This window comes from Ensifer sp. ENS11 (assembly GCF_014851895.1).
GTDB lineage: Bacteria > Pseudomonadota > Alphaproteobacteria > Rhizobiales > Rhizobiaceae > Ensifer > Ensifer canadensis.
The window spans coordinates 24,973-44,172 of sequence record NZ_JACVAN010000017.1; the positions used below are offsets into that span (position 1 = coordinate 24,973).

The 19,200-nt window shown below is 60.4% G+C and carries 18 protein-coding genes; 6 read left to right on the forward strand and 12 right to left on the reverse strand.

Annotated features, from left to right (window positions below; all coding sequences use genetic code 11):
• Nucleotides 1–5 precede the first annotated feature (5 nt).
• The 6 genes from clpS to IB264_RS25345 form a co-directional block, all read right to left on the reverse strand.
• Nucleotides 6–359 carry an ATP-dependent Clp protease adapter ClpS gene (gene clpS / locus IB264_RS25320; RefSeq protein ID WP_025426809.1) on the reverse strand — a complete coding sequence of 118 codons (354 nt, stop codon included), beginning with the start codon at nt 357–359 and terminating at the stop codon, nt 6–8.
• 241 nt (nt 360–600) lie between these two features.
• Nucleotides 601–954 (reverse strand): phasin family protein, encoded by a 354-nt coding sequence (locus IB264_RS25325; protein WP_025426808.1) that lies wholly within the window; start codon nt 952–954, stop codon nt 601–603.
• On the reverse strand, nt 938–1,156 hold the full coding sequence (locus tag IB264_RS25330; RefSeq protein ID WP_128090394.1) for a hypothetical protein: 219 nt from the start codon (nt 1,154–1,156) through the stop codon (nt 938–940). Before IB264_RS25330 ends, IB264_RS25325 begins: the two co-directional genes overlap by 17 nt.
• A gap of 32 nt (nt 1,157–1,188) precedes the next feature.
• Nucleotides 1,189–1,392: a DUF3126 family protein gene (locus IB264_RS25335; RefSeq protein WP_003535016.1), complete on the reverse strand. Its 204-nt coding sequence runs from the start codon at nt 1,390–1,392 to the stop codon at nt 1,189–1,191.
• 100 nt (nt 1,393–1,492) lie between these two features.
• Entirely contained in the window at nt 1,493–2,320 is an 828-nt protein-coding gene (gene cysE / locus IB264_RS25340; RefSeq protein WP_025426807.1) for a serine O-acetyltransferase, read from the reverse strand.
• Between the two features lie 100 nt (nt 2,321–2,420).
• On the reverse strand, nt 2,421–3,206 hold the full coding sequence (locus IB264_RS25345) for an alpha/beta fold hydrolase (protein ID WP_025426806.1): 786 nt from the start codon (nt 3,204–3,206) through the stop codon (nt 2,421–2,423).
• 179 nt (nt 3,207–3,385) lie between these two features.
• On the opposite strand from IB264_RS25345, the gene IB264_RS25350 reads away from it, so the two are divergent.
• Entirely contained in the window at nt 3,386–3,631 is a 246-nt protein-coding gene (locus tag IB264_RS25350) for a zinc-finger domain-containing protein (protein ID WP_025426805.1), read from the forward strand.
• An 11-nt stretch (nt 3,632–3,642) separates the two neighbouring features.
• Nucleotides 3,643–4,809: an FAD-dependent monooxygenase gene (locus tag IB264_RS25355; RefSeq protein WP_025426804.1), complete on the forward strand. Its 1,167-nt coding sequence runs from the start codon at nt 3,643–3,645 to the stop codon at nt 4,807–4,809.
• A gap of 6 nt (nt 4,810–4,815) precedes the next feature.
• Here IB264_RS25355 and IB264_RS25360 read toward each other — a convergent pair whose 3' ends face one another.
• Entirely contained in the window at nt 4,816–6,006 is a 1,191-nt protein-coding gene (locus IB264_RS25360; protein ID WP_025426803.1) for a cystathionine beta-lyase, read from the reverse strand.
• Between the two features lie 340 nt (nt 6,007–6,346).
• Between IB264_RS25360 and IB264_RS25365 the strand changes: the two genes are divergently transcribed.
• The 4 genes from IB264_RS25365 to IB264_RS25380 all read left to right on the forward strand — a co-directional run bounded on the left by IB264_RS25365 (nt 6,347) and on the right by IB264_RS25380 (nt 10,612).
• Nucleotides 6,347–7,372 carry an amino acid ABC transporter substrate-binding protein gene (locus tag IB264_RS25365; RefSeq protein WP_025426802.1) on the forward strand — a complete coding sequence of 342 codons (1,026 nt, stop codon included), beginning with the start codon at nt 6,347–6,349 and terminating at the stop codon, nt 7,370–7,372.
• Between the two features lie 93 nt (nt 7,373–7,465).
• On the forward strand, nt 7,466–8,659 hold the full coding sequence (locus IB264_RS25370) for an amino acid ABC transporter permease (protein WP_025426801.1): 1,194 nt from the start codon (nt 7,466–7,468) through the stop codon (nt 8,657–8,659).
• Between the two features lie 4 nt (nt 8,660–8,663).
• The gene (locus IB264_RS25375) at nt 8,664–9,821 is read left to right on the forward strand and encodes an amino acid ABC transporter permease (protein WP_025426800.1); all 1,158 of its coding nucleotides are present in this window, start codon (nt 8,664–8,666) and stop codon (nt 9,819–9,821) included.
• Between the two features lie 14 nt (nt 9,822–9,835).
• Entirely contained in the window at nt 9,836–10,612 is a 777-nt protein-coding gene (locus IB264_RS25380; protein WP_025426799.1) for an amino acid ABC transporter ATP-binding protein, read from the forward strand.
• A gap of 77 nt (nt 10,613–10,689) precedes the next feature.
• Here the strand turns inward: IB264_RS25380 and IB264_RS25385 are convergent, their stop codons facing one another.
• Genes IB264_RS25385 through IB264_RS25405 form a run of 5 tightly spaced genes read right to left on the reverse strand, consistent with a single transcriptional unit; the run spans nt 10,690 to nt 19,197 of the window.
• Nucleotides 10,690–12,210: a caspase family protein gene (locus tag IB264_RS25385; protein ID WP_025426798.1), complete on the reverse strand. Its 1,521-nt coding sequence runs from the start codon at nt 12,208–12,210 to the stop codon at nt 10,690–10,692.
• A complete protein-coding gene (locus tag IB264_RS25390; protein WP_025426797.1) occupies nt 12,207–13,760 on the reverse strand; it encodes a caspase family protein in 1,554 nt (517 codons plus the stop codon). The genes IB264_RS25385 and IB264_RS25390 overlap by 4 nt, the downstream gene beginning before the upstream one ends.
• 3 nt (nt 13,761–13,763) lie before the next feature.
• On the reverse strand, nt 13,764–14,654 hold the full coding sequence (locus IB264_RS25395; protein WP_158407844.1) for an OmpA family protein: 891 nt from the start codon (nt 14,652–14,654) through the stop codon (nt 13,764–13,766).
• Between the two features lie 22 nt (nt 14,655–14,676).
• Complete coding sequence (locus IB264_RS25400) at nt 14,677–17,904, reverse strand: c-type cytochrome (RefSeq protein WP_025426795.1); 3,228 nt, start codon at nt 17,902–17,904, stop codon at nt 14,677–14,679.
• Between the two features lie 39 nt (nt 17,905–17,943).
• Nucleotides 17,944–19,197, reverse strand: a complete 1,254-nt coding sequence (locus tag IB264_RS25405; RefSeq protein ID WP_025426794.1) for a ferric reductase-like transmembrane domain-containing protein — start codon at nt 19,195–19,197, stop codon at nt 17,944–17,946.
• Nucleotides 19,198–19,200 lie beyond the last annotated feature (3 nt).

Consider the following 19,200-nt stretch of genomic DNA (forward strand, 5'->3'; position numbering starts at 1 on the left):
GTTCCTCATTTCTTTTCCATGACGCATTGCAACGGATGCTGATGCTGGCGGGCGAAATCCATCACCTGCGTCACCTTCGTTTCGGCGACTTCGTACGTAAAGACGCCGCACTCCCCCACACCGTGATTGTGGACGTGGAGCATAATGCGAGTCGCCTCTTCCGGGTTCTTCTGAAAAAAACGTTCCAGAATGTGGATGACAAACTCCATTGGCGTGTAATCGTCATTCAAAAGCAGAACGCGATACAAACTCGGCTTCTTGGTCTTCGGCTTGGTGCGCGTGATGACGGAGGTGCTGCGATTGCTTCCGCCTCCTTCGTCGTCGCTTCCTTGCTGCATCCGGACCGGCATGGCGATCATTCGTGTCTTTTCCTTAGTACAAGCCGCGGATCCATCTGATGTGGCCGCAGCGTGCTTGCCCTTTATCTAATGGTTCGTTTCTAGATTTTAAGACCGAACCAACGCACTGCAATCATAATCGCACGGAGAGGCAGAAGATTGATCAACTTTCTTCGATCCACCGCGAAGTGCGCGAAACAGCAAAAAGGCCGGTCGCTGTATCGGCGACCGGCCTTCCAAATGACGGCAATGATCCGTTGCGTTACGCGGCAGCAGCAGCCTTGACCGCTGCGGTTGCCTTGGCAACCGGCGCTTCGTACGGCTTGTAGGCGTCCTTGGCGAGGTCGGCATACATCTCGCCGATCTTGGTTGCCTCGGCAAAGAAGCCTTCATAGCTCGACTTCAGGAAATTGGTCTGCAGTTCGAAGGCCGTCTCGACGCTCTTGACGCTGGAGAGCTTCTCCACATGGGCAACGCTGTCTTCGAAGGACTTCTTGGAAAAATCGGCAGCCTCGGTCGCAATGGCCTGAAGGCCCTTGGTCCAGGCGGAATAGCTTTTCACAGCCACGTCAATGGCTTCTTTGCTTTTCTTGTTTGCATCATCGAAGTTGAACATCGGGTGTCTCCTTAGTGACGGCCTGATCTGAAGGCTTTAGTTTATGTGCACTGCACAAAAAGTCAAGTCCAGCGTGCAGTGCAATAAAACACAATACTTGCAACAGCTTGATGAAAAAACGCAGCCGACGTTCAAAATTCTTCGACTTTACGCCCTGAAAAAACATGAAAGCATTGAAAAACCCGGCGCGATCGCTCGCCACCGGGTCATTTCCTGAAACCATCGATCAGCGACTTAGAGGTCGATGTCAAGGATCGCCATGGAGAAGTTGTAGGACAGTTCGCCATCTTCTTCGTCGCGGAAGACGACGCCGAGGAATTCGTCACCGAGATAGACTTCAGCCGACTCGTCCTTCTTCGGGCGAGCCTTGACGACCATCGACTGGTTGAACGTGCGCTTGAGGTAGGCTTCAAGCTTGCGGATTTCTTCGGGCTTCAAATGTCTTCTCCGTAGCCGTTTTTGATGTGCGGCGCTTCTCGCACGCTGCATTGGCGGGTGTAAACCCCTCGAAAGCAGCTACGCACCGGTTCCCGATGGTTCAAATTTCGAAGCTGCTCAGGATCTGGTCCATCTGGCGCGACGGTTCGGAACACCCGGCTTCGCCGACGACCTTGGCGGGAACGCCCGCAACCGTCGTTTTCGGCGGCACCGGTTTGAGGACGACCGAGCCGGCAGCAATGCGCGAGCAGTGGCCGATGTGGATATTGCCGAGGATCTTGGCGCCTGCACCGATCAGCACGCCGTCGGCGATCTTCGGATGACGGTCGCTGCCTTCCTTGCCGGTGCCGCCAAGCGTGACCCCATGCAGGATTGAAACGTTGTCGCCGATGACAGCGGTTTCGCCGACCACCAGCCCGGTGGCGTGATCGAGGAAGATACCGCGGCCGATCCGGGCAGCCGGATTGATGTCGGTCTGGTAGACGCTGGATGCCCTGCTCTGCAGATAGAACGCGAAATCCCGGCGCCCGCGCTTCAGGAGCCAATGGGCGAGACGGTGCGTCTGGATCGCGTGAAAGCCTTTGAAGTAAAGCACGGGCTCAAGGAAGCGGGTGCAGGCCGGGTCTCGATCGTAGACGGCCTGGATGTCGACGCGCAGGATCGCGCCCCATTCCGGCCAATCCTCCAGCATTTCGGCAAATGTCTGCCGCAGCAGGTTCGCCTGCAGATCGGGATGATCGAGGCGCTCGCAGATACGGTAGATGACGCTTTCTTCCAGCGAATGCTGGTTGACGACCGTCGAATAGAGGAACGCTGCCAGCATCGGATCCTGCTCGGCGGCAAGACGGGCCTCCTCGCGCAGGCTGCTCCAGATCGGGTCCATCAACTTGAGGGATTCCGTCTGACGAAGTTCGGTCGTCGCGACCATCGTCGCACTCCTTCTTAATCGGTCGATGCCTTCAATATAGGGGAAATCCGGCAGGACATAAATGGCCGGGCCACAGTTCGACCAGAGGTCGTAGACACACCTAAGCTCGCCCCACCTCTTCGAGAAATTCGAGTACCGCCTTCTTGAACACCCGATCACCGACCGCAAGCATATGGTCCCTGCCCGGAATATCAAGCGCACAGGCATTCGGCATCAGGTCTGCAAGTTCCTGCGGCGAGCCGGCGATATCGTCCGTTGTGCCGACGCCGATCAAGGTCGGAGCGTCGATGCGGCCCATATCCTCGGCGGTCAGAAGGTCACGCGACGTCGATATGCAGGCGGCCAGTGCCTGACGATCGCTCTTGGTCTGGTCGGCAAACGCGCGGAACATGCGGCCGCGTGCATGCGTCACCACATCGAGCGACGGCGCAACCAGCGCGTCGGCGATCGGGTCCCAATCGCCGACCCCGGTGACCATGCCCATACCGAGGCCACCGAACACCAGAGAGCGCACGCGGTCGGGATGGGCAAGCGCCAGGAATGCGGAGATGCGCGCGCCCATCGAATAGCCCATCACATGCGCCTCTGCGATGCCGAGATGCCCGAGCAGTGCGACCGCATCGCCGGCCATCTGCTGGGGATGGTAGAGGGCTGGATCGTATGGCTTGCTACTTTTGCCATGGCCACGGTTGTCGAACGCGATTACCCGGTAACCGGCATCGCCAAGCGTCTTCAGCCAGCCGGGAAAAACCCAGTTGACGTTGGCGCTCGAAGCAAAGCCGTGAACGAGCAGGATCGGCGCACCGGAAGGATCGCCCTCGTCGAAGAAGGCGATATCCAGCCCTTCATGCGTGAAGTGCGAAAATGGCGGCGGATTGAGATCCATCATTCTGGTCCTTGAGGCGGCATCGGTTTGGCGCAACCTAATTTGTCGTCCCGTAGAGGGGAACCCCGGCCCGGCAAAAACCACAGGTGCGGCGTGTTTGCCGCTACACTTTTGCAACAAAGCTCACTATGGTGCCGGCAAATTCGACCCTCAAAGACTTGCATACATCGGAGCATGACATGGCCGGCCACAGCATCCCCCATTTCCAGAATGACGGCGGACATCAGGCAATCGAGATCGGCGTCAAGGAATTCATGTGCACCGGCGCGTCCGTTCCCTACGACCACCCGCACATCTTCATCGACATGGGCGACGACAATGAAAAGGTCTGCTCCTACTGCTCGACGCTCTATCGCTACAATCCGAAGCTGAAGGCGACCGAAACCAACCCGCCGGGCTGTCTCTTCACCTTCCAGGCGACCTGATACCCGCGCGGATGTCAACCGCGGTCGCGATCGTCGGTGCCGGCATCGGCGGGCTCACGGCGGCCCTGTGCCTCGCGCATCGCGGCTTCGACGTCGACATTATCGAACAGGCGGCCGTTCTGACCGAAGTCGGCGCCGGGCTTCAGCTTTCCCCGAATGCATCGCGCATCCTCAGCGAACTCGGCTTGCTCGACGCGCTCGAATCCGTCTGGACCGAGCCGGATGCGATCACGCTCGTCGATGGAAAGTCGCTTCGCGCGCTTGCACGCGTTCCCTCGGGGCGTTTTGCCCGTGACCGCTGGAGCGCGCCCTACGGCGTGTTACACCGGGCAAGCCTTCAACGAATCCTGATTGCCGCCGTGACGGCCGAGCCGCGCTGCCGTCTCCACCTGGGACACCGCATCGAAGGCGATGCCGAACAGGCGATTGCCTCCACTACCGGGCGGACGCCGGCGCTGATCATCGGTGCCGATGGCATCTGGTCGCGCCTGCGCAATGCGATTGCGGGTGCTGGCACCGTCCAGTTTTCGGGCAATGTCGCCTGGCGCTTGACGGTCACGCGCGCTGCCGCCGACAACCTTCTGCAGCCGGATCGCGTTACCGCCTTTCTTGGCGCACGGGCGCATCTTGTCGCCTATCCCCTGCGAGAAATTGGCGGCTTCAACCTGGTTGCGATCATCGAAGGCAAGGAAACCGACGGCGTCTGGGTCGGCAAGGATTCCGAAGTCAGGCGTCGCGACTACCTTGACGCCTTCTCAACCTGGAACAACGGCCTGCAAACATTGCTGAAAAACGCCGACGCGCCGACCTATTGGCCACTTTGCACAGTGACTGACGGCGCTTGGCAGGATGGGCGAAAGATCGTTCTGATCGGGGACGCTGCCCATGCGATGACGCCGTTTGCGGCGCAAGGCGCTGCCATGGCGATCGAAGATGCAGACGCACTTGCAGCCTGCCTCAGCAGCGCAAACGACATCAGCGAAGCGCTGAGGGCCTTCGAGGCCACACGCCGGCCACGCATCGCCCAAGTGCGCCGCCGCGCCGCTTTCAACCGCTTCGCCTACCACGCCCGCGGCCCGTTCCGGCTCGGGCGAGATATCGTCCTGTCGATGAAGGGTCCGGAAGCGCTCGCAGCCGATTTCGATTGGCTCTACGGCTACGGCGCTCCCGAACGCTAAAAACGGTCAGACTGCCCTTGCTGCGGCAAGTCCCGCCTCGATATCCCGGCGAATATCGGCAACATCCTCAAGACCGATCTGCAGGCGAAGGACCGGCCCCTCGGTCGGCGCCAACGCCACCTTTCGATCCGACAGGCCAACGTGAAGCGCCAGACTTTCGAAGCCGCCCCAGGAATATCCAAGGCCGAACAGCGACAGCGCATCGAGGAACGCGTGCGCCTTCGCCTTGAAGCGCTCGGGGCTTTCAGCTTTCAGCACGAAGGAAAAGATGCCGCTCGCCCCGGTAAAATCGCGCTTCCAGAGGTCGTGGCCGGGGAAGCTCGGAAGCGCCGGATGCAGAACGCGGGCAACCTCATCACGGCCTTCCAGCCACGTGGCGAGCGACAGCGCGCTTTCCTGGTGCCGCTCGAGGCGGATGCCCATGGTGCGCAGCCCGCGCAGGATCTGGTAGCTGTCATCCGGAGACACGCAGACGCCGAGCGTGACCATGGCTTCCGTCAGCGCCGGCCAATGGGCGGCGTTGGCGGAGACCGTGCCGAGCAGCACGTCGGAATGGCCTGAGGGATATTTGGTGGAAGCATGGATCGACACGTCGACGCCATGGTCGAGCGGTTTGAAATAGACCGGTGTCGCCCAGGTGTTGTCCATGGTGACAACGCAGCCGTGGCGGTGCGCGACGTCGGCTATCGCCCGGATATCCTGCATCTCGAACGTATTGGAGCCTGGCGCCTCCGTATGAACCAGGCGCGTGTTCGGGCGAACCAGGCTTTCGATCGCAGCGCCAATCATCGGGTCGTAATATTCGACGGTAACGCCGAGACGCTTCAGCATCGTGTCGCAGAAATGCCGGGTCGGGAAATAGACCGAATCGACGATGAGCGCATGGTCGCCGGACGAGAGATAGGCGAGGAACGGCACGGTGACGGCAGCAAGGCCCGAGGGAACGAGGATCGTGCCTGCAGCTCCCTCGAGCTCGTTGATCGCGTCACAGAGCGCATCCGTCGTCGGTGTGCCACGGGTGCCGTAGGTGTATTTCTGCTCGCGCGTCTCCATCGCCCTGGCGTTCGGGAACAGCACCGTGGACGCGTGAACGACCGGTGGATTGACGAAACCGAAATAGTCGGAAGGTTTGTTTCCGGTATGGGCCAGTCGGGTGTTGATACCCATCTTGCCATTCACATTGCCGCTGTCTGCCATTGAATATTCCGATGTTGAAAAACCGATCCGGAACTCTTCGAACGCCCTACAACCGCGGTCAAGTGGCAAAATCCGACAAAGGCGCTTTGCGACCGAAAGCAGCAGCCATTGACGAATTTTCGCCCAGCAATTGCCCGTTCTCTGCAAAACCTGCCTAAACTTCTGGCTTATTTCAGGTTTTTTACTCGCAAGTTCAGAAAATCGGCGACGTCTCTTGACCCTCATTGATTTTGAGCATGAGATAGATTGCACTCGCGCCATGAGGGTGGCGGAGGCTGCACGCGCAGGGAGACGCGCTGGTGCAGACGGGAACGAACGACAACAGAAAAAGGTTCTAAAAATGGCAAGAAGAATTCTGACAGCCCTCGTTGGCGCTGCTGTCATGGGGATTGGCGCACATGCGGCTTCGGCTGCGACACTCGATGACGTGAAGGCCAAGGGCTTTGTCCAATGCGGCGTGAATACCGGCCTCGCCGGCTTCGCTGCCCCGGACGCTTCGGGCAACTGGAGCGGATTCGACATTGATTATTGCAAGGCGATCGCTGCCGCGATCTTCGCGGATGGCTCCAAGGTAAAATACACACCCACTTCGGCCAAGGAACGTTTCCCGGCCCTGCAGTCCGGTGAAGTCGACGTGCTTGCCCGTAACACCACGTGGACGATCAACCGCGACACCGCTCTCGGCTTCAACTTCCGCCCGGTCAACTATTACGACGGCCAGGGCTTCATGGTCCGCAAGGGCCTGAACGTTAAGTCGGCCCTCGAACTCTCCGGCGCCGCCGTCTGCGTACAGACCGGCACCACCACCGAGCTCAACCTTGCCGACTATTTCAAGTCCAACAACCTGCAGTACAACCCGGTCGTCTTCGAAAAGCTCGACGAAGTGAACGCGGCCTATGACGCCGGTCGTTGCGACGTCTACACCACCGACCAGTCGGGCCTCTATTCGCTGCGCCTGACGCTTTCCAAGCCCGACGATCACATGATCCTGCCGGAAATCATCTCGAAGGAGCCGCTTGGTCCGGCCGTCCGCCAGGGTGACGACCAGTGGTTCGATATCGTCAGCTGGGTTCACTACGCGCTGATCCAGGCCGAAGAGTTCGGCGTCACGCAGGCAAACGTCGAAGAAATGAAGAAGTCCACCAACCCGGACGTTCAGCGCTTCCTCGGCGTCGAAGCTGACAGCAAGATCGGCACCGACCTCGGCCTCACCAACGAATGGGCCGTCAACGTCATCAAGGCAGTCGGCAACTACGGCGAAGTCTTCGACCGTAACATTGGCGCCGGCAGCCCGCTGAAGATCGAACGCGGCCTCAACGCGCTGTGGAGCAAGGGCGGAATTCAGTACGCTCCTCCGGTCCGTTAAGACGGCCCGACACGAAAGGGGGAAGCGGCACGCCGCTTCCCCATCCCAACGATAAAAACACCCAAAAGGGTGACAAGGGGAAAGAGGCATTGCATGGCGATTGGCGTCACAACTACGCCTGAGAAGAGCAAACCTTCGGGCTCGTTCATCAACGACCCGCAAGTGCGCGGGATATTTTACCAGGTCATAACCGTCGTTATCCTCGTTGCCGTCGTCTATTGGATAGCGGACAACACGATCGAAAACCTCAAGCGTGCGAACATCGCGTCCGGCTACGGCTTCCTCAAGGGGCGTGCCGGTTTCGACGTCGGACAGTCCTTGATCGCCTATACCAGCGATTCCACCTACGGGCGCGCGCTCGTCGTCGGTTTCGTCAATACGCTGCTGGTTGCCGTGACCGGCATCATCACCGCAACGATCATCGGCTTCATTGTCGGCATCGGGCGGCTCTCGCACAATTGGCTGATCGCGAAACTGTCACTCGCCTATGTCGAAGTGTTCCGCAACATCCCGCCGCTGCTGGTCATCTTCTTCTGGTACAGCGGCGTTCTGGCCGTGCTTCCGCAACCGCGGGAATCGGCAGCGCTGCCGCTCAACATCTTCCTCAACAACCGCGGCATTGCCTTTCCGAAGCCGGTCTTCGGCGACGGCTCGCAGTATGTCTTCTACGCGTTCGTGATCGCCGTCATCGCCAGCTTCTTCGTGGCCCGCTATGCGCGCATCAAGCAGGAAGCAACCGGACAGCGCCTCCCGGTTCTGTGGATAGTGCTAGGCCTCGTCGTCGGCCTCCCGCTCCTTGTCTTCCTTGCAACGGGTTCGCCGATCACCTTCGACGTGCCGGTCGCCGGCAAGTTCAACCTCACCGGCGGCTCGGTCATCGGACCGGAGTTCCTGTCGCTGTTCCTGGCGCTTTCCTTCTATACCGCAGCCTTTATCGCCGAAATCGTTCGGGCAGGTATCCGTGGCGTGTCAACGGGACAGACCGAGGCAGCCCACGCGCTGGGCGTCCGGCCCGGTCTCACGACCCGCCTCGTCGTCGTGCCGCAGGCGATGCGGATCATCATTCCGCCACTCACCAGCCAGTATCTCAACCTGACCAAGAACTCGTCGCTGGCGATCGCCATCGGCTACGCAGACTTGGTTGCCGTCGGCGGAACGATCCTCAACCAGACTGGTCAAGCGGTCGAGATCGTGTCGATCTGGATCATCGTCTACCTGTCGTTGAGCCTGTCGACGTCCTTGCTGATGAACTGGTTCAATGCCCGCATGGCCCTGGTGGAAAGGTAAGATCATGAACACGCACCAGGGAAATTTCGTCCGCACTTCGATGATCGAGGCTGCACCCGCTCCCATACTGACGGGCGGCCTTGCCTACTGGCTTCGCAAGAACCTCTTTGCGACGCCGAAGGATTCGATTCTTACGATCATAAGCCTGCTCGTGCTCGCCTGGCTCGTACCGCCGGCAGTGCAATGGCTCTTCATCGATGCCGCCTGGACGGGCGGCGGGCGTGGGGTCTGCGCCACCGTCGCACAGGGCGGCTCGCAGCCGGACGGCTGGAGCGGCGCGTGCTGGGCCTTCGTCAATGCCAAGTTCGACCAATTCCTCTTCGGGCGTTACCCGATCGAGGAGCGCTGGCGGCCGGCCCTCATCGGCATCCTGTTCATCCTGTTCCTGACGCCGATGCTGATCCCGAAGGTCCCCTACAAGAACATTAATGCGATCCTGCTTCTCGTCGTGCTACCGATCCTGTCGCTTATCCTTTTGCCAGGCGGTTGGTTTGGTCTGACCTTCGTCGAAACCCCACTGTGGGGCGGCCTGATGGTGACGCTGGTGCTGTCGTTCGTCGGCATCGCGGTATCGCTGCCCCTAGGCATCCTGCTTGCGCTTGGCCGAAAATCGACCATGCCGGTGATCAAGATGCTGTGCACGTTCTTCATCGAAGTTGTGCGCGGCATCCCGCTCATCACCGTTCTGTTCATGGCCAGTGTCATGCTGCCGCTGTTCCTGCCGCAGGGTGTGACCTTCGACAAGTTCCTGCGCGCGCTGATCGGCGTGTCGTTCTTCGCCTCCGCCTATATGGCCGAGGTGGTGCGCGGCGGTCTGCAGGCGATCGGCAAGGGGCAGTATGAGGGTGCCGATTCGCTCGGCCTCAGCTACTGGCAGAAGATGAACCTCATCGTGCTGCCGCAGGCGCTGAAGCTGGTGATCCCCGGCATCGTCAACACCTTCATCGGACTGTTCAAGGATACGTCGCTGGTTTCGATCATCGGCATGTTCGATCTGCTCGGCATCGTCCGGCTGAACTTCTCGGATGCCAACTGGGCCTCGGCGGTCACGCCGATCTCCGGGCTAATTTTCGCAGGCTTCATATTCTGGCTTTTCTGCTTTGGTATGTCGCGCTATTCAGGCTTCATGGAACGTGTGCTCGACACGGCCCATAAACGATAAAAGGGGGGAACCGCATGGCAAATACAGCCACTGCTTCCAAGATGACCGTATCCGCGACCGACGTTGCGGTCGAAATCAACGGAATGAACAAATGGTACGGGGACTTCCACGTTCTCCGTGACATCAACCTGAAGGTCATGAAGGGCGAGCGTATCGTCATCGCCGGCCCGTCGGGCTCCGGCAAATCGACGATGATCCGCTGCATCAACCGACTGGAAGAGCACCAGAAGGGCAAGATCGTCGTCGACGGCATCGAGCTCACCAACGACCTGAAGAAGATCGATGAAGTGCGCCGCGAAGTCGGCATGGTGTTCCAGCACTTCAACCTGTTCCCGCACCTGACTATCCTGGAAAACTGCACGCTTGCACCGATCTGGGTTCGCAAGATGCCGAAGAAGCAGGCCGAAGAAATCGCGATGCACTTCCTGAAGCGCGTCAAGATCCCAGAGCAGGCCCTCAAATATCCAGGCCAGCTTTCGGGCGGTCAGCAGCAGCGCGTGGCGATCGCCCGCTCGCTGTGCATGAAGCCAAAAATCCTGCTGTTTGATGAGCCCACTTCGGCGCTCGACCCGGAAATGGTCAAGGAAGTGCTCGATACGATGGTCGGCCTTGCTGAAGAAGGCATGACCATGCTGTGCGTGACCCACGAAATGGGCTTTGCCCGCCAGGTCGCCAACCGCGTGATCTTCATGGACCAGGGCCAGATCGTCGAACAGAACTCGCCTGCCGAGTTCTTCGACAATCCGCAGCATGAGCGCACCAAGCTCTTCCTCAGCCAGATCCTGCACTAGGCATCCGAGCTAGACTTCAAACAGAAAGCCCGCCTTTCCGGCGGGCTTTTTTGCTATCTGGCCGTCGTGAAATGCGGTCACTCGACGTGATAGCGCAGCATACCGACCGACCAGCGGATGCCGCGCTTATCCAGGTCCTCGGTCCAGGTCTTCTGCAACCGCGAGACTATTTCGCTCAAGGTCTCGCGCGCGCGGAGCTCGACCTTGAGTCCCCGTGCCTTCGGCGCGACCGCCGCCAGATCAACGGGATCGTTGACCACCAGGGCAACGAACGCACTCTCACCTTCGCCCGATGCTTCGAAGTCGAAGCCGTAATATTCGTCCGGCAGTGTCAAAGGCACGTTGGCGCTGAGTGGGGTAATCTTCTGCGCGAACTCGTTGGGAAAGATCTGGGTTGCTGCGCCCTCTGCATTGACGTCGAGCAGGATGAGGCTCCCGGCAATCTTGCTTGCGACCGTCAGCTTGAACACGTCACCGGCCTTCATCGACGTTGGCCTGTCGATGCCGAGGGTCACGTCACCAGCGTCGGCCTTGCCGACGATATCGCCGACCGCATCGATTGCATTCGCATCCTGATAGCTTACCTGGCCGGTACTGCTGCCGGTAACGGGCTGATACCGAGCCTTCGCATCCGCACGCGCCTGTACCGGCACTATGGCACTGGCACCGAGGTTCTGCGCCTTCGTCTCCAGTTGCGGGTCGAGGGTCTCGCATTTTTTCTGCGAGGCGCAGTAAGCGGCAGATTGCACCGTGACATATTCGAAAAGCTCGGCGTTGCTGGTCAGGCCATTGGCGTTCGCGTCCGCCGCCGCCCCCATCTGCCCGGCGACATAGGCCGCGGTGAAGACACCGTGACGGCTTTCGACGGGCAGCCGCACATCGTCCCAGGCCACCTGATAGGGCGCGCTTGCGCTCCAGGCAACGGTACCGCTTTCGTTGACGTGGGCCGGCTTGTCGACGACGCCGAGATCGATCCGCAGCCCGCGCGTCAGTGCCTGCTCCACCGGTTTCGCCACGGGGCGCGGTAGGAAACGCGCGCCGTCGATGCCTGCGGACACATCGTTGGAGAGCGACCGCGAGATCGTGCCAGAGTGACAGGCGTCGATCACCAGGGTCACCGCCCTGCCCTTCAAGCGTTCGAGGATGGCATCGAGCTCGTCATCAGTGATGGCGCCATCCCAATCCTTGTTCTTGGCGACCAGATCGAATGGCGCCAGCGCCTCATCCATGCCGTCGTCCTCGTCGTCATCGAGATCCGTCACCTGAAGACCGTGACCCGAATAATAGAGATAGGCCCGGTCACCGGGCTGCGTGCCCGCGACCAGCCATTCTTCGATCGACGACAGGATGGCCGCGCCCGTCGCCTGCTCATCCTTCAGTACTCGGATCGCGGAACGATCGAAGCCGAGTGTGCCTGTCAGCAATCCTTCCATGGCAACGAGGTCGTTTTTCGGGCCGTGCAGGAACAGCTTCGGCGGCAGGTTCTGATAGTTTCCTATCCCGATGAGCAAGGCCCGGTCCGCAGCCAAGACAGGCGAACAGGTCCCCAGCGCCATGAGCGGCAGCAGGAAACGCCAGACACCGATGTCCGCGGTCATTGCCCGCGCTCCCGCGTGTAGAGCGGTTGGATAGCGACGGCACTGTCGGTGCCGTCCAGCCGCTCTTCCAGAAGGCGCAGAAACTCGGATGCCTCGACGCCTGGGCTGGATAAAGCAGCAACCACCGCATCGATCGGGGCGTTTGTCGAGACGACCACAAGATGATCGGCGCCAAAAGGTTTGACCACCTCCAGGTCCCTGAGCTTGAACACATGGCTGCCGGAGCCCGAGACCTGGGCATCGAGAAGCTGGACTTCCCCGGTATTAGCCAGATTGAACACCAGCATGTTCGCGTATCCGGACTGCGGAGCGTCGAAGTTCAGGCGGTCGCCTGATGAATAGATGTCCTTGACCGGCGTCAGCGAGACTTTGCCCGGGTTCTGCGCGGCAAGCACCTTCAGGAAATCAAGAAGGATGAATTTATCGACCACACCCTGCACCATGTCGGCAGCGACATGTTCGCCGGCAACGTCGCCGTTCGGCGTGTAGAATGTGCCGCTCGTGGCATCCCATCGATAGGGAACACCGCTGCCACCGACATTTTCAAGCGTCGGCGCTGTGCCGTTGACGCTGAGCGCCAGCGTTCCTGTCCAACCCATGTCTCGGGCGGGCTTCAGCTTTGACGACCGGCCTGTTGCTGCTGCACCATTGCCGTCTGCCAGCGCCGCACTTCTCGGCAGCGACAGGACGATCTCCCTGTCCGATCGCGGCACCTGTGGTGTGAAGTTCGGCACCTGCAGCGCCTCGGACTGGAGCTTGACGTTGGAGAAGACGTAATCCTCGAGTTCGACCCGCGAAATCAGCCCGTCGCCATCGCGATCGGCGGCCCCCTCAAGCGCGCGGGCGAAACTCCAACTGAGCGCGCCGCGCGGCTCGCCTTCAATCACCACCTCCGGTGTCAGCTGGCTCTCAAGCGATGCGGCAAGGATAGTCACCTGCGACAGGTCCGCATCCTTCACCGCCGCGCCGGAAACCGCCTCTTGCGACGGCGGCGGCAACTGCGCCCGCACCGTCGGTGCGAGCCGCGTCTTGCCGGAGATCGATCGGTTCATGCCGCCGGAATAACAGCTGTCGGAGACAAACAGCACCTGGACACCCTTGGCCTCAGCTTCCGCGAACCAGGCATTGAGTTCATTGTCGACGATGATCTCCTTTGCCGTCTCCTCGGCCCGGCTACGATCGAATCCCGGCAACTCCAGAAACTCATCAAGCCCATCCGGCTCGCTGCCGGCGACAAGTTCCGGCATCTGGGCGCCGTGACCGGCATAAGTGAAGATGATCATGTCGCCTTTTGTCGCGGCACCGACAAGTTCCAGCCAGCCGGCGCGGATCGCGTCCTTCGTCGCCTTTTCGTTGATGAATTCGCGGATGGTGCCGACGTCCGCCGTCTTCAGTGCCTGGGCAACGTCGCGCGCATCCTTGACCGCGCCATCGAGGCTGACCTCATGCGGATAGACGTCGACGCCGACGACAAGCGCCGACGTGGCCGCCAGCGCCGGCAGACCCGCTAGACTAAAGAAAGCGCACGAAATCAGAGCCTTGCGCAGCACAGCCTATTTCTCCACATCAACTTCGACGCGGCGATCCAACTGATGTAGCATCGCTTCGTCGTAGGCACCCGGATCATCCGGTTTGAACGGCTCCTCCTCGCCCTTGCCAATCGTCGTCCAGGTGCCCTTGTAGCCAGCACCGACAAGATAGTTGGCAAGCGCCTCGGCCCTTGCCAACGACAGTTTCAGGTTCGCCTCAGCGCTGCCGATCGGATCAGTATGGCCGATCAAGGTAATTGCATCCGCCTTTGCCGATTTCAGGCACTCGAACAAATCCTTTGCCGACTGCAACCCTTCAGGCGTGAACTCGGCTGTTCCGAAGACATAGCGAACGGGCGTCGCCTTCTTTCTGATCGAGACACCGCGATAGGAGAACTTGCAGGCGCCGCGCATCGCAAGCTTCACCGGCTTGATTGCTGCAAGCCGCATCTCGGAGGCGAGCCGATCGAGGCGCAGAATGTAAGCCTTGTCCGGCGCCATCCACTCGGGCGTCAGTTCCTCGTTGGCCGCATCCTCAAGTGCCTGCTGGTAATAGGTTGCCGCACGTTCATAGTTCTTTCGCTCCCGGTCGATGTCGCCGAGCGCGTCGAGGATCTGCCAAGGCCCACCGACGTCGCTCAGCACAGCTTCAAGCTCACCCTCGAAAGTATCGAGCCTGGCACCGGCCCCGACTGCGTTGGCGATGCGATTGAACGTTGCTAGCGCCGCTACACGCCGGGTAAGCGCTGCCTCGGTACTCGAACATGCATTCGTGCGCTCCGGCGCGGCCGCTGCCCGCGCCCCGACCTCGTCGCCCCTGTTGAGAGCCTCCGAGGTTTTCACTAACGCGTCGCAGGCGCGCGCCGGGTAAGCGGGCGGCAAAAGCATTGCGGATGCGACGATCAACCCTTTCATCAATTCATCCATCGCGCATCCGCTATTCTCTAATCTCGAAAGTTACCATCTGCACGCTGCTGGCGCCGTTGTCGGCCTGCGCCTTCTTCGCGAGATTGACCGCCAATCCGCGCGTCGGCGGCAACTTCGATTGGGCGACGAATGCGCGCGCTTTCTCCACCGTGAGCCTTTGATCGGCCAGACCGCCAACCCGGCAGAAGGCCAGCATGGTTTCGGCGGGCGCTGCCATATCGAAGGTCAGCGTGCCGGTTCCCGGCTGCGGGATCAGCCTGCTTTCGCCGGGCTGCAGCGTCGTGTGGCCGATCATCTCATCTGGGATGATTTCGACATTGCCGTTTTCCTCGACATAGAGGATCTGCAGTTCGCAGGCCTGATTGACGCTGAGTTCGAACGACAGCTGGTCACCGACCTTGGCCGTCGTCGTCGGCACCTTCAAGGCAAGCTCAAGCTTGGTGCCGCCAGCCTTCTCCTGCTTGCGATAGTCAGGCGCGGCTGCGGCTACGGATTGCGGTTTTTCCTCCGACTGCTGCTCGGTGCCGGCAACGACGATCGTGCTGGTATCGAGCGGGCGCCGCTGGGCGAGCGGCTCCAGCAACAGGGCATATTGCTGTTCGACCTCGTTGCGCGGAACAGTCCCGCCAGCTTCGAGCGTCGTGACCCAATCAAGCCCGAGACGCAGGACATCCACTTCCGCTACTCGCTTGATCGCCTCAGAAAACTGCTGCGGCGTCATGTCGAACTCCGCCGCCAGAGCATCGAAGTCGAGCTCATCTTCATACTTGTCGGCAAAGTAGGTGACGATCTCGGCGTCGCCGGGTGCGTGCTTGCTCTGAAGCCCGCCATCCGGCGTCGGTTCGGTTACGTCGAGTTTTTGCAGAGCCTCGACGAAGCGTTCGCGGTCCTTGCGGTAGGCCTCGTCCAGCTCCTCCTGCTTCACGTACATGGCCAACAGCACGCCCTGCTGGTCCTTGCTGAACAGCGTCGACGTGGCGATATGCTCGCGCAACTGATCACGTTTCGACAGAATGCCATCGGCGTGGCAATCGAAGCAGGAGCGGGCATTGACGATCTCCACGCCCTTGCCGATCGGCCGGTCACGGAACGAAACGATGGTCGTCGGCCCGACATCGAGCTGTTTTCCTGCCGCGGTCGACAGATAATAACCCTGCATGCCGTTGGGCAGTGAAAAGATCATCTCGCCACCGTCGTGCTCGAACGGCACAAGGCCGGCATCGAGCGCACCCAACTCCTTGGGTCCATGCGGAAAACGCTTGAGCACCTGTTTGCCGACATCGCCGGCGAAATCGTAGGATTTCCAATAGTAGCCGCCAAACGGCATGTCGTGACGCTCGAGCATGCGATTGTGGTCCGATACGCCGGACGAACCGTCAGCAAAGCCGGCACGCAGAACGTTACGCCGCCTTATGTTGTCGTCGACATCGATCTTGAAGCGCGTTTCCAGCTCGCGAATATGCGTCGGCAGCTTCATCAGTCTGTTATAGACCTCCGGCCGGGCGCCATTGCTCATGAACCAGTCGATCCGCATGATCGGCAGTTGCGTATGCGTCTCGGTGGAAAGCGCCTGAAGCGACGCATCGCTCGTCGGATCAACGCCGTAGAAATAGCGCTTGATCAGGAAATCGTAATCAGCGTTATCCCACTGCAGCTCGCGCAGATCGACCCGGACGAGCAGACCATTGGTGCCGTCCACCTCCGCCGGCACCACCAGCTTCGGGCCATAGGACAAGGAATTCAGCAGCTTCTTGAAGCCACCGGCCAGCACGTCCATGCGCTTCATGAACGTGGCGTCGTCTTCGCAACCCATCATGCCGTTATACTGGTCACGGTAGGAGAAATAGCGCATGTGCTGACGATCAAGCGCACTGACCTTGGAAATGTCCTTGAGCGCCGCCTCGACGAACTGGTCATGGGACAGCATCGGGCGCGATCGGGCGGGTTTGGTGGCTGCCGTCTGCGGCAGGTTCTTTTCGCTGAGCGAATTGATCCAGTCCTCGAGCACCTTGACCTCTTCGTCCGTCGGGCGCTTGCCAAGCGGCATGCGGCCGCTGGTGACCGAGGTGAAGAGGCGCGATTTCGCAGCATTGCCCGGCGTGACGAAATTGGCATCGGCGGCGATCGACGTCAGCTCACCGGCGGGGTAGCTGCCTTGAGAGCTTTCACCCGGCCCATGGCAGTTGCGGCAATACTTGCCGATGAAGGCATCGGCCTGTTGGGCGAGTTCGGCATTGTCGCCGGTCAGCGCCGTCGAGGCCGTGGTCTCCTTGCACACTGCCGTCACAGACTGCGCCACCGGCGCCGGTGCTTTCACCTCGCGATCGGACAGGAACGCGTAGATCGCGCGACGATCGTCGTCGCTGAGTATCGAAAGTCCCTTGGCGATCCGTCGCATGACCGGGTCGCTGATCGGTGCGCCCGAAAGCTTCTTGCCTTCGTCTATAAGGCCCGTGGTAAACACTTCCGGCGCAGTGAGCCCCGCCATCTTCGCCTTGCCGATATCCGGTGCGACCGCACCGGTCAGCCCCTTCTCGCCGTGAAAAGCTCTTTCCAGGTCGAGCCCATAAGTCGTCGTGCGCGGCGTGTGACAGTCGCCACAGCCACCGACATTTTCGACCAGGTAACGGCCACGCTCCATCTGCGACGCTTCGCGCGGCTGGTAGGCTTGAACTGTGAAATTGCTGCGTTTCCAGAGAGTTATGGTCGTTTGCCGACTAAAAGGAAAAGCGATCTCATGTTCCTTCGAGACGGCGTCTGATTGCGGCAAGGTCTCGACGTAAGCCTTGATATCGAGCACGTCCTCCGGCTTCATACCGCCATAGGATGTGTAGGGCATGACCGGGTAGAGATTGTTGCCGTCACGATCAAGCCCGACCATGACAGCGTTGAGGAACTGGGCGTTGCTCCAGCCACCGATGCCGTTGGCATGGGGCGAAATGTTCGGCGCGTAGAAAGTGCCGATCGCCGTGTTCATCTCCATGCCGCCGGACAGCAGTCCAGTTTCGTCGCCCGACCCGTGGCAGGCGCCACAACCAGCGGCGTTGAACATGTACTTGCCGTTCTCGACATTCGCCTTGTAGGTCGAGAAGGCGTCCTCGGCGAAAGCGTCGCGCACCGATGCGACGCCGGGACAGAGCATGGCGGCCAGCAGACCGGCGGCCAGAGCCAGTGCGTGCCTATTGCGGATGCCGGCACCTGACGAGACGTTCGCTCGCATTTCACGCAGACTGCGCATGGCCGTACTCCCTTAATCCAAAAATCTTCAATAAAACTGCTATCGAAACTGAAACTGTTCGAACTCTACGCGACGCGGCTTCTTTCCAAGCTCTTTCAACCCTTTGACGATCGCCTCCCGCAGCGGCGCAGGACCGCAGAACCAAAGATCGGCCTCGCCCGGATCGATGACGCTGCCCGCCGCCAGTTTGGCCGCGTCCAGCCGCCCGTCTGTGGCCGAATCGTGCAGCACGAAGCTGAAGTTGCCGAGCTTTTCCGCCTGCGCCTCGAAGGTTTCAAGGCCGATGGCTTCCTTTCGGTCGCGCACGCAATAGACCATGTGGATGTCCTGGTCCTCATCGCCCTTCAAATGGCTGGCCATGGCGAGAAACGGCGTGACCCCGATACCTCCGGCAAGCCAGATCTGCTTCTTCGCCCCGCGTCGGTGATTGAACTGGCCGTATCCGCCTTCGAGCTTCAACCGGTCGCCGACAGCAATCTGATCGCGCAACGCCTGCGTATAGTCGCCGAGCGGCTTGATGGCGAAGCGCACCGTGCCGTTGCCATCGATGTCGGCGATTGTGAAGGGGTGCGGCTCGCGCAGACCAGCCTTCAGGACACGCAGGAAACCGAACTGCCCCGGTTTGGCCCTCAGCGCGCGCCCCTTTGAACGCGCCGAAATGATCGTCGCACCATCGTGCTTTTCGACCTCGGAAACCTCGTAGCATCGCGTCCTCAGCCACGGCAGAAGCTGCGTATAGGCGTAGCTGAGGATCCCGAGTGCTGCGAACGCATTGAGATAGACCGCCAGCAGCGCCGTGCTGTCATAGGGGCGCTTGATGAACATCTGGTGGAACGCGACAAGCGCGAACAAGAGCCCGATGAACCGATGGGTATAACGCCACAGGTGATAGGGTATCTCGATTCTGGTCTTCGGGATGATCTTGACGATGCTGAGAACAAGCAGCGCCGTCAGCCCGTAGAAGCCATACTTGCCGGCGGAGGCAGCAAGCTGGTTCAAACCGCTGGTGAACGACAGCCCCTTGAAATCAGGCGTCAGGAAATAATGGACGAGAATGAGCATCAGCACGGAGATGCCGATCCGGCGATGAAGGTGATAGATGCGGTCGAGCCCGCCGAACAGCGGTTCGATGACGGGCGGACGTGCCGCCATGAACTGCGCAATCGCCATTCCGACGAAAGCCATCGAGGACGCCATCAGCGAGAACGTCGTCTGCGCGTTCGTATGGCTGACCGCCGGGACGGCAAGCAGCCCCGCAAACACAATCAGCGACCAGACCAGAAACGCACCCACCTT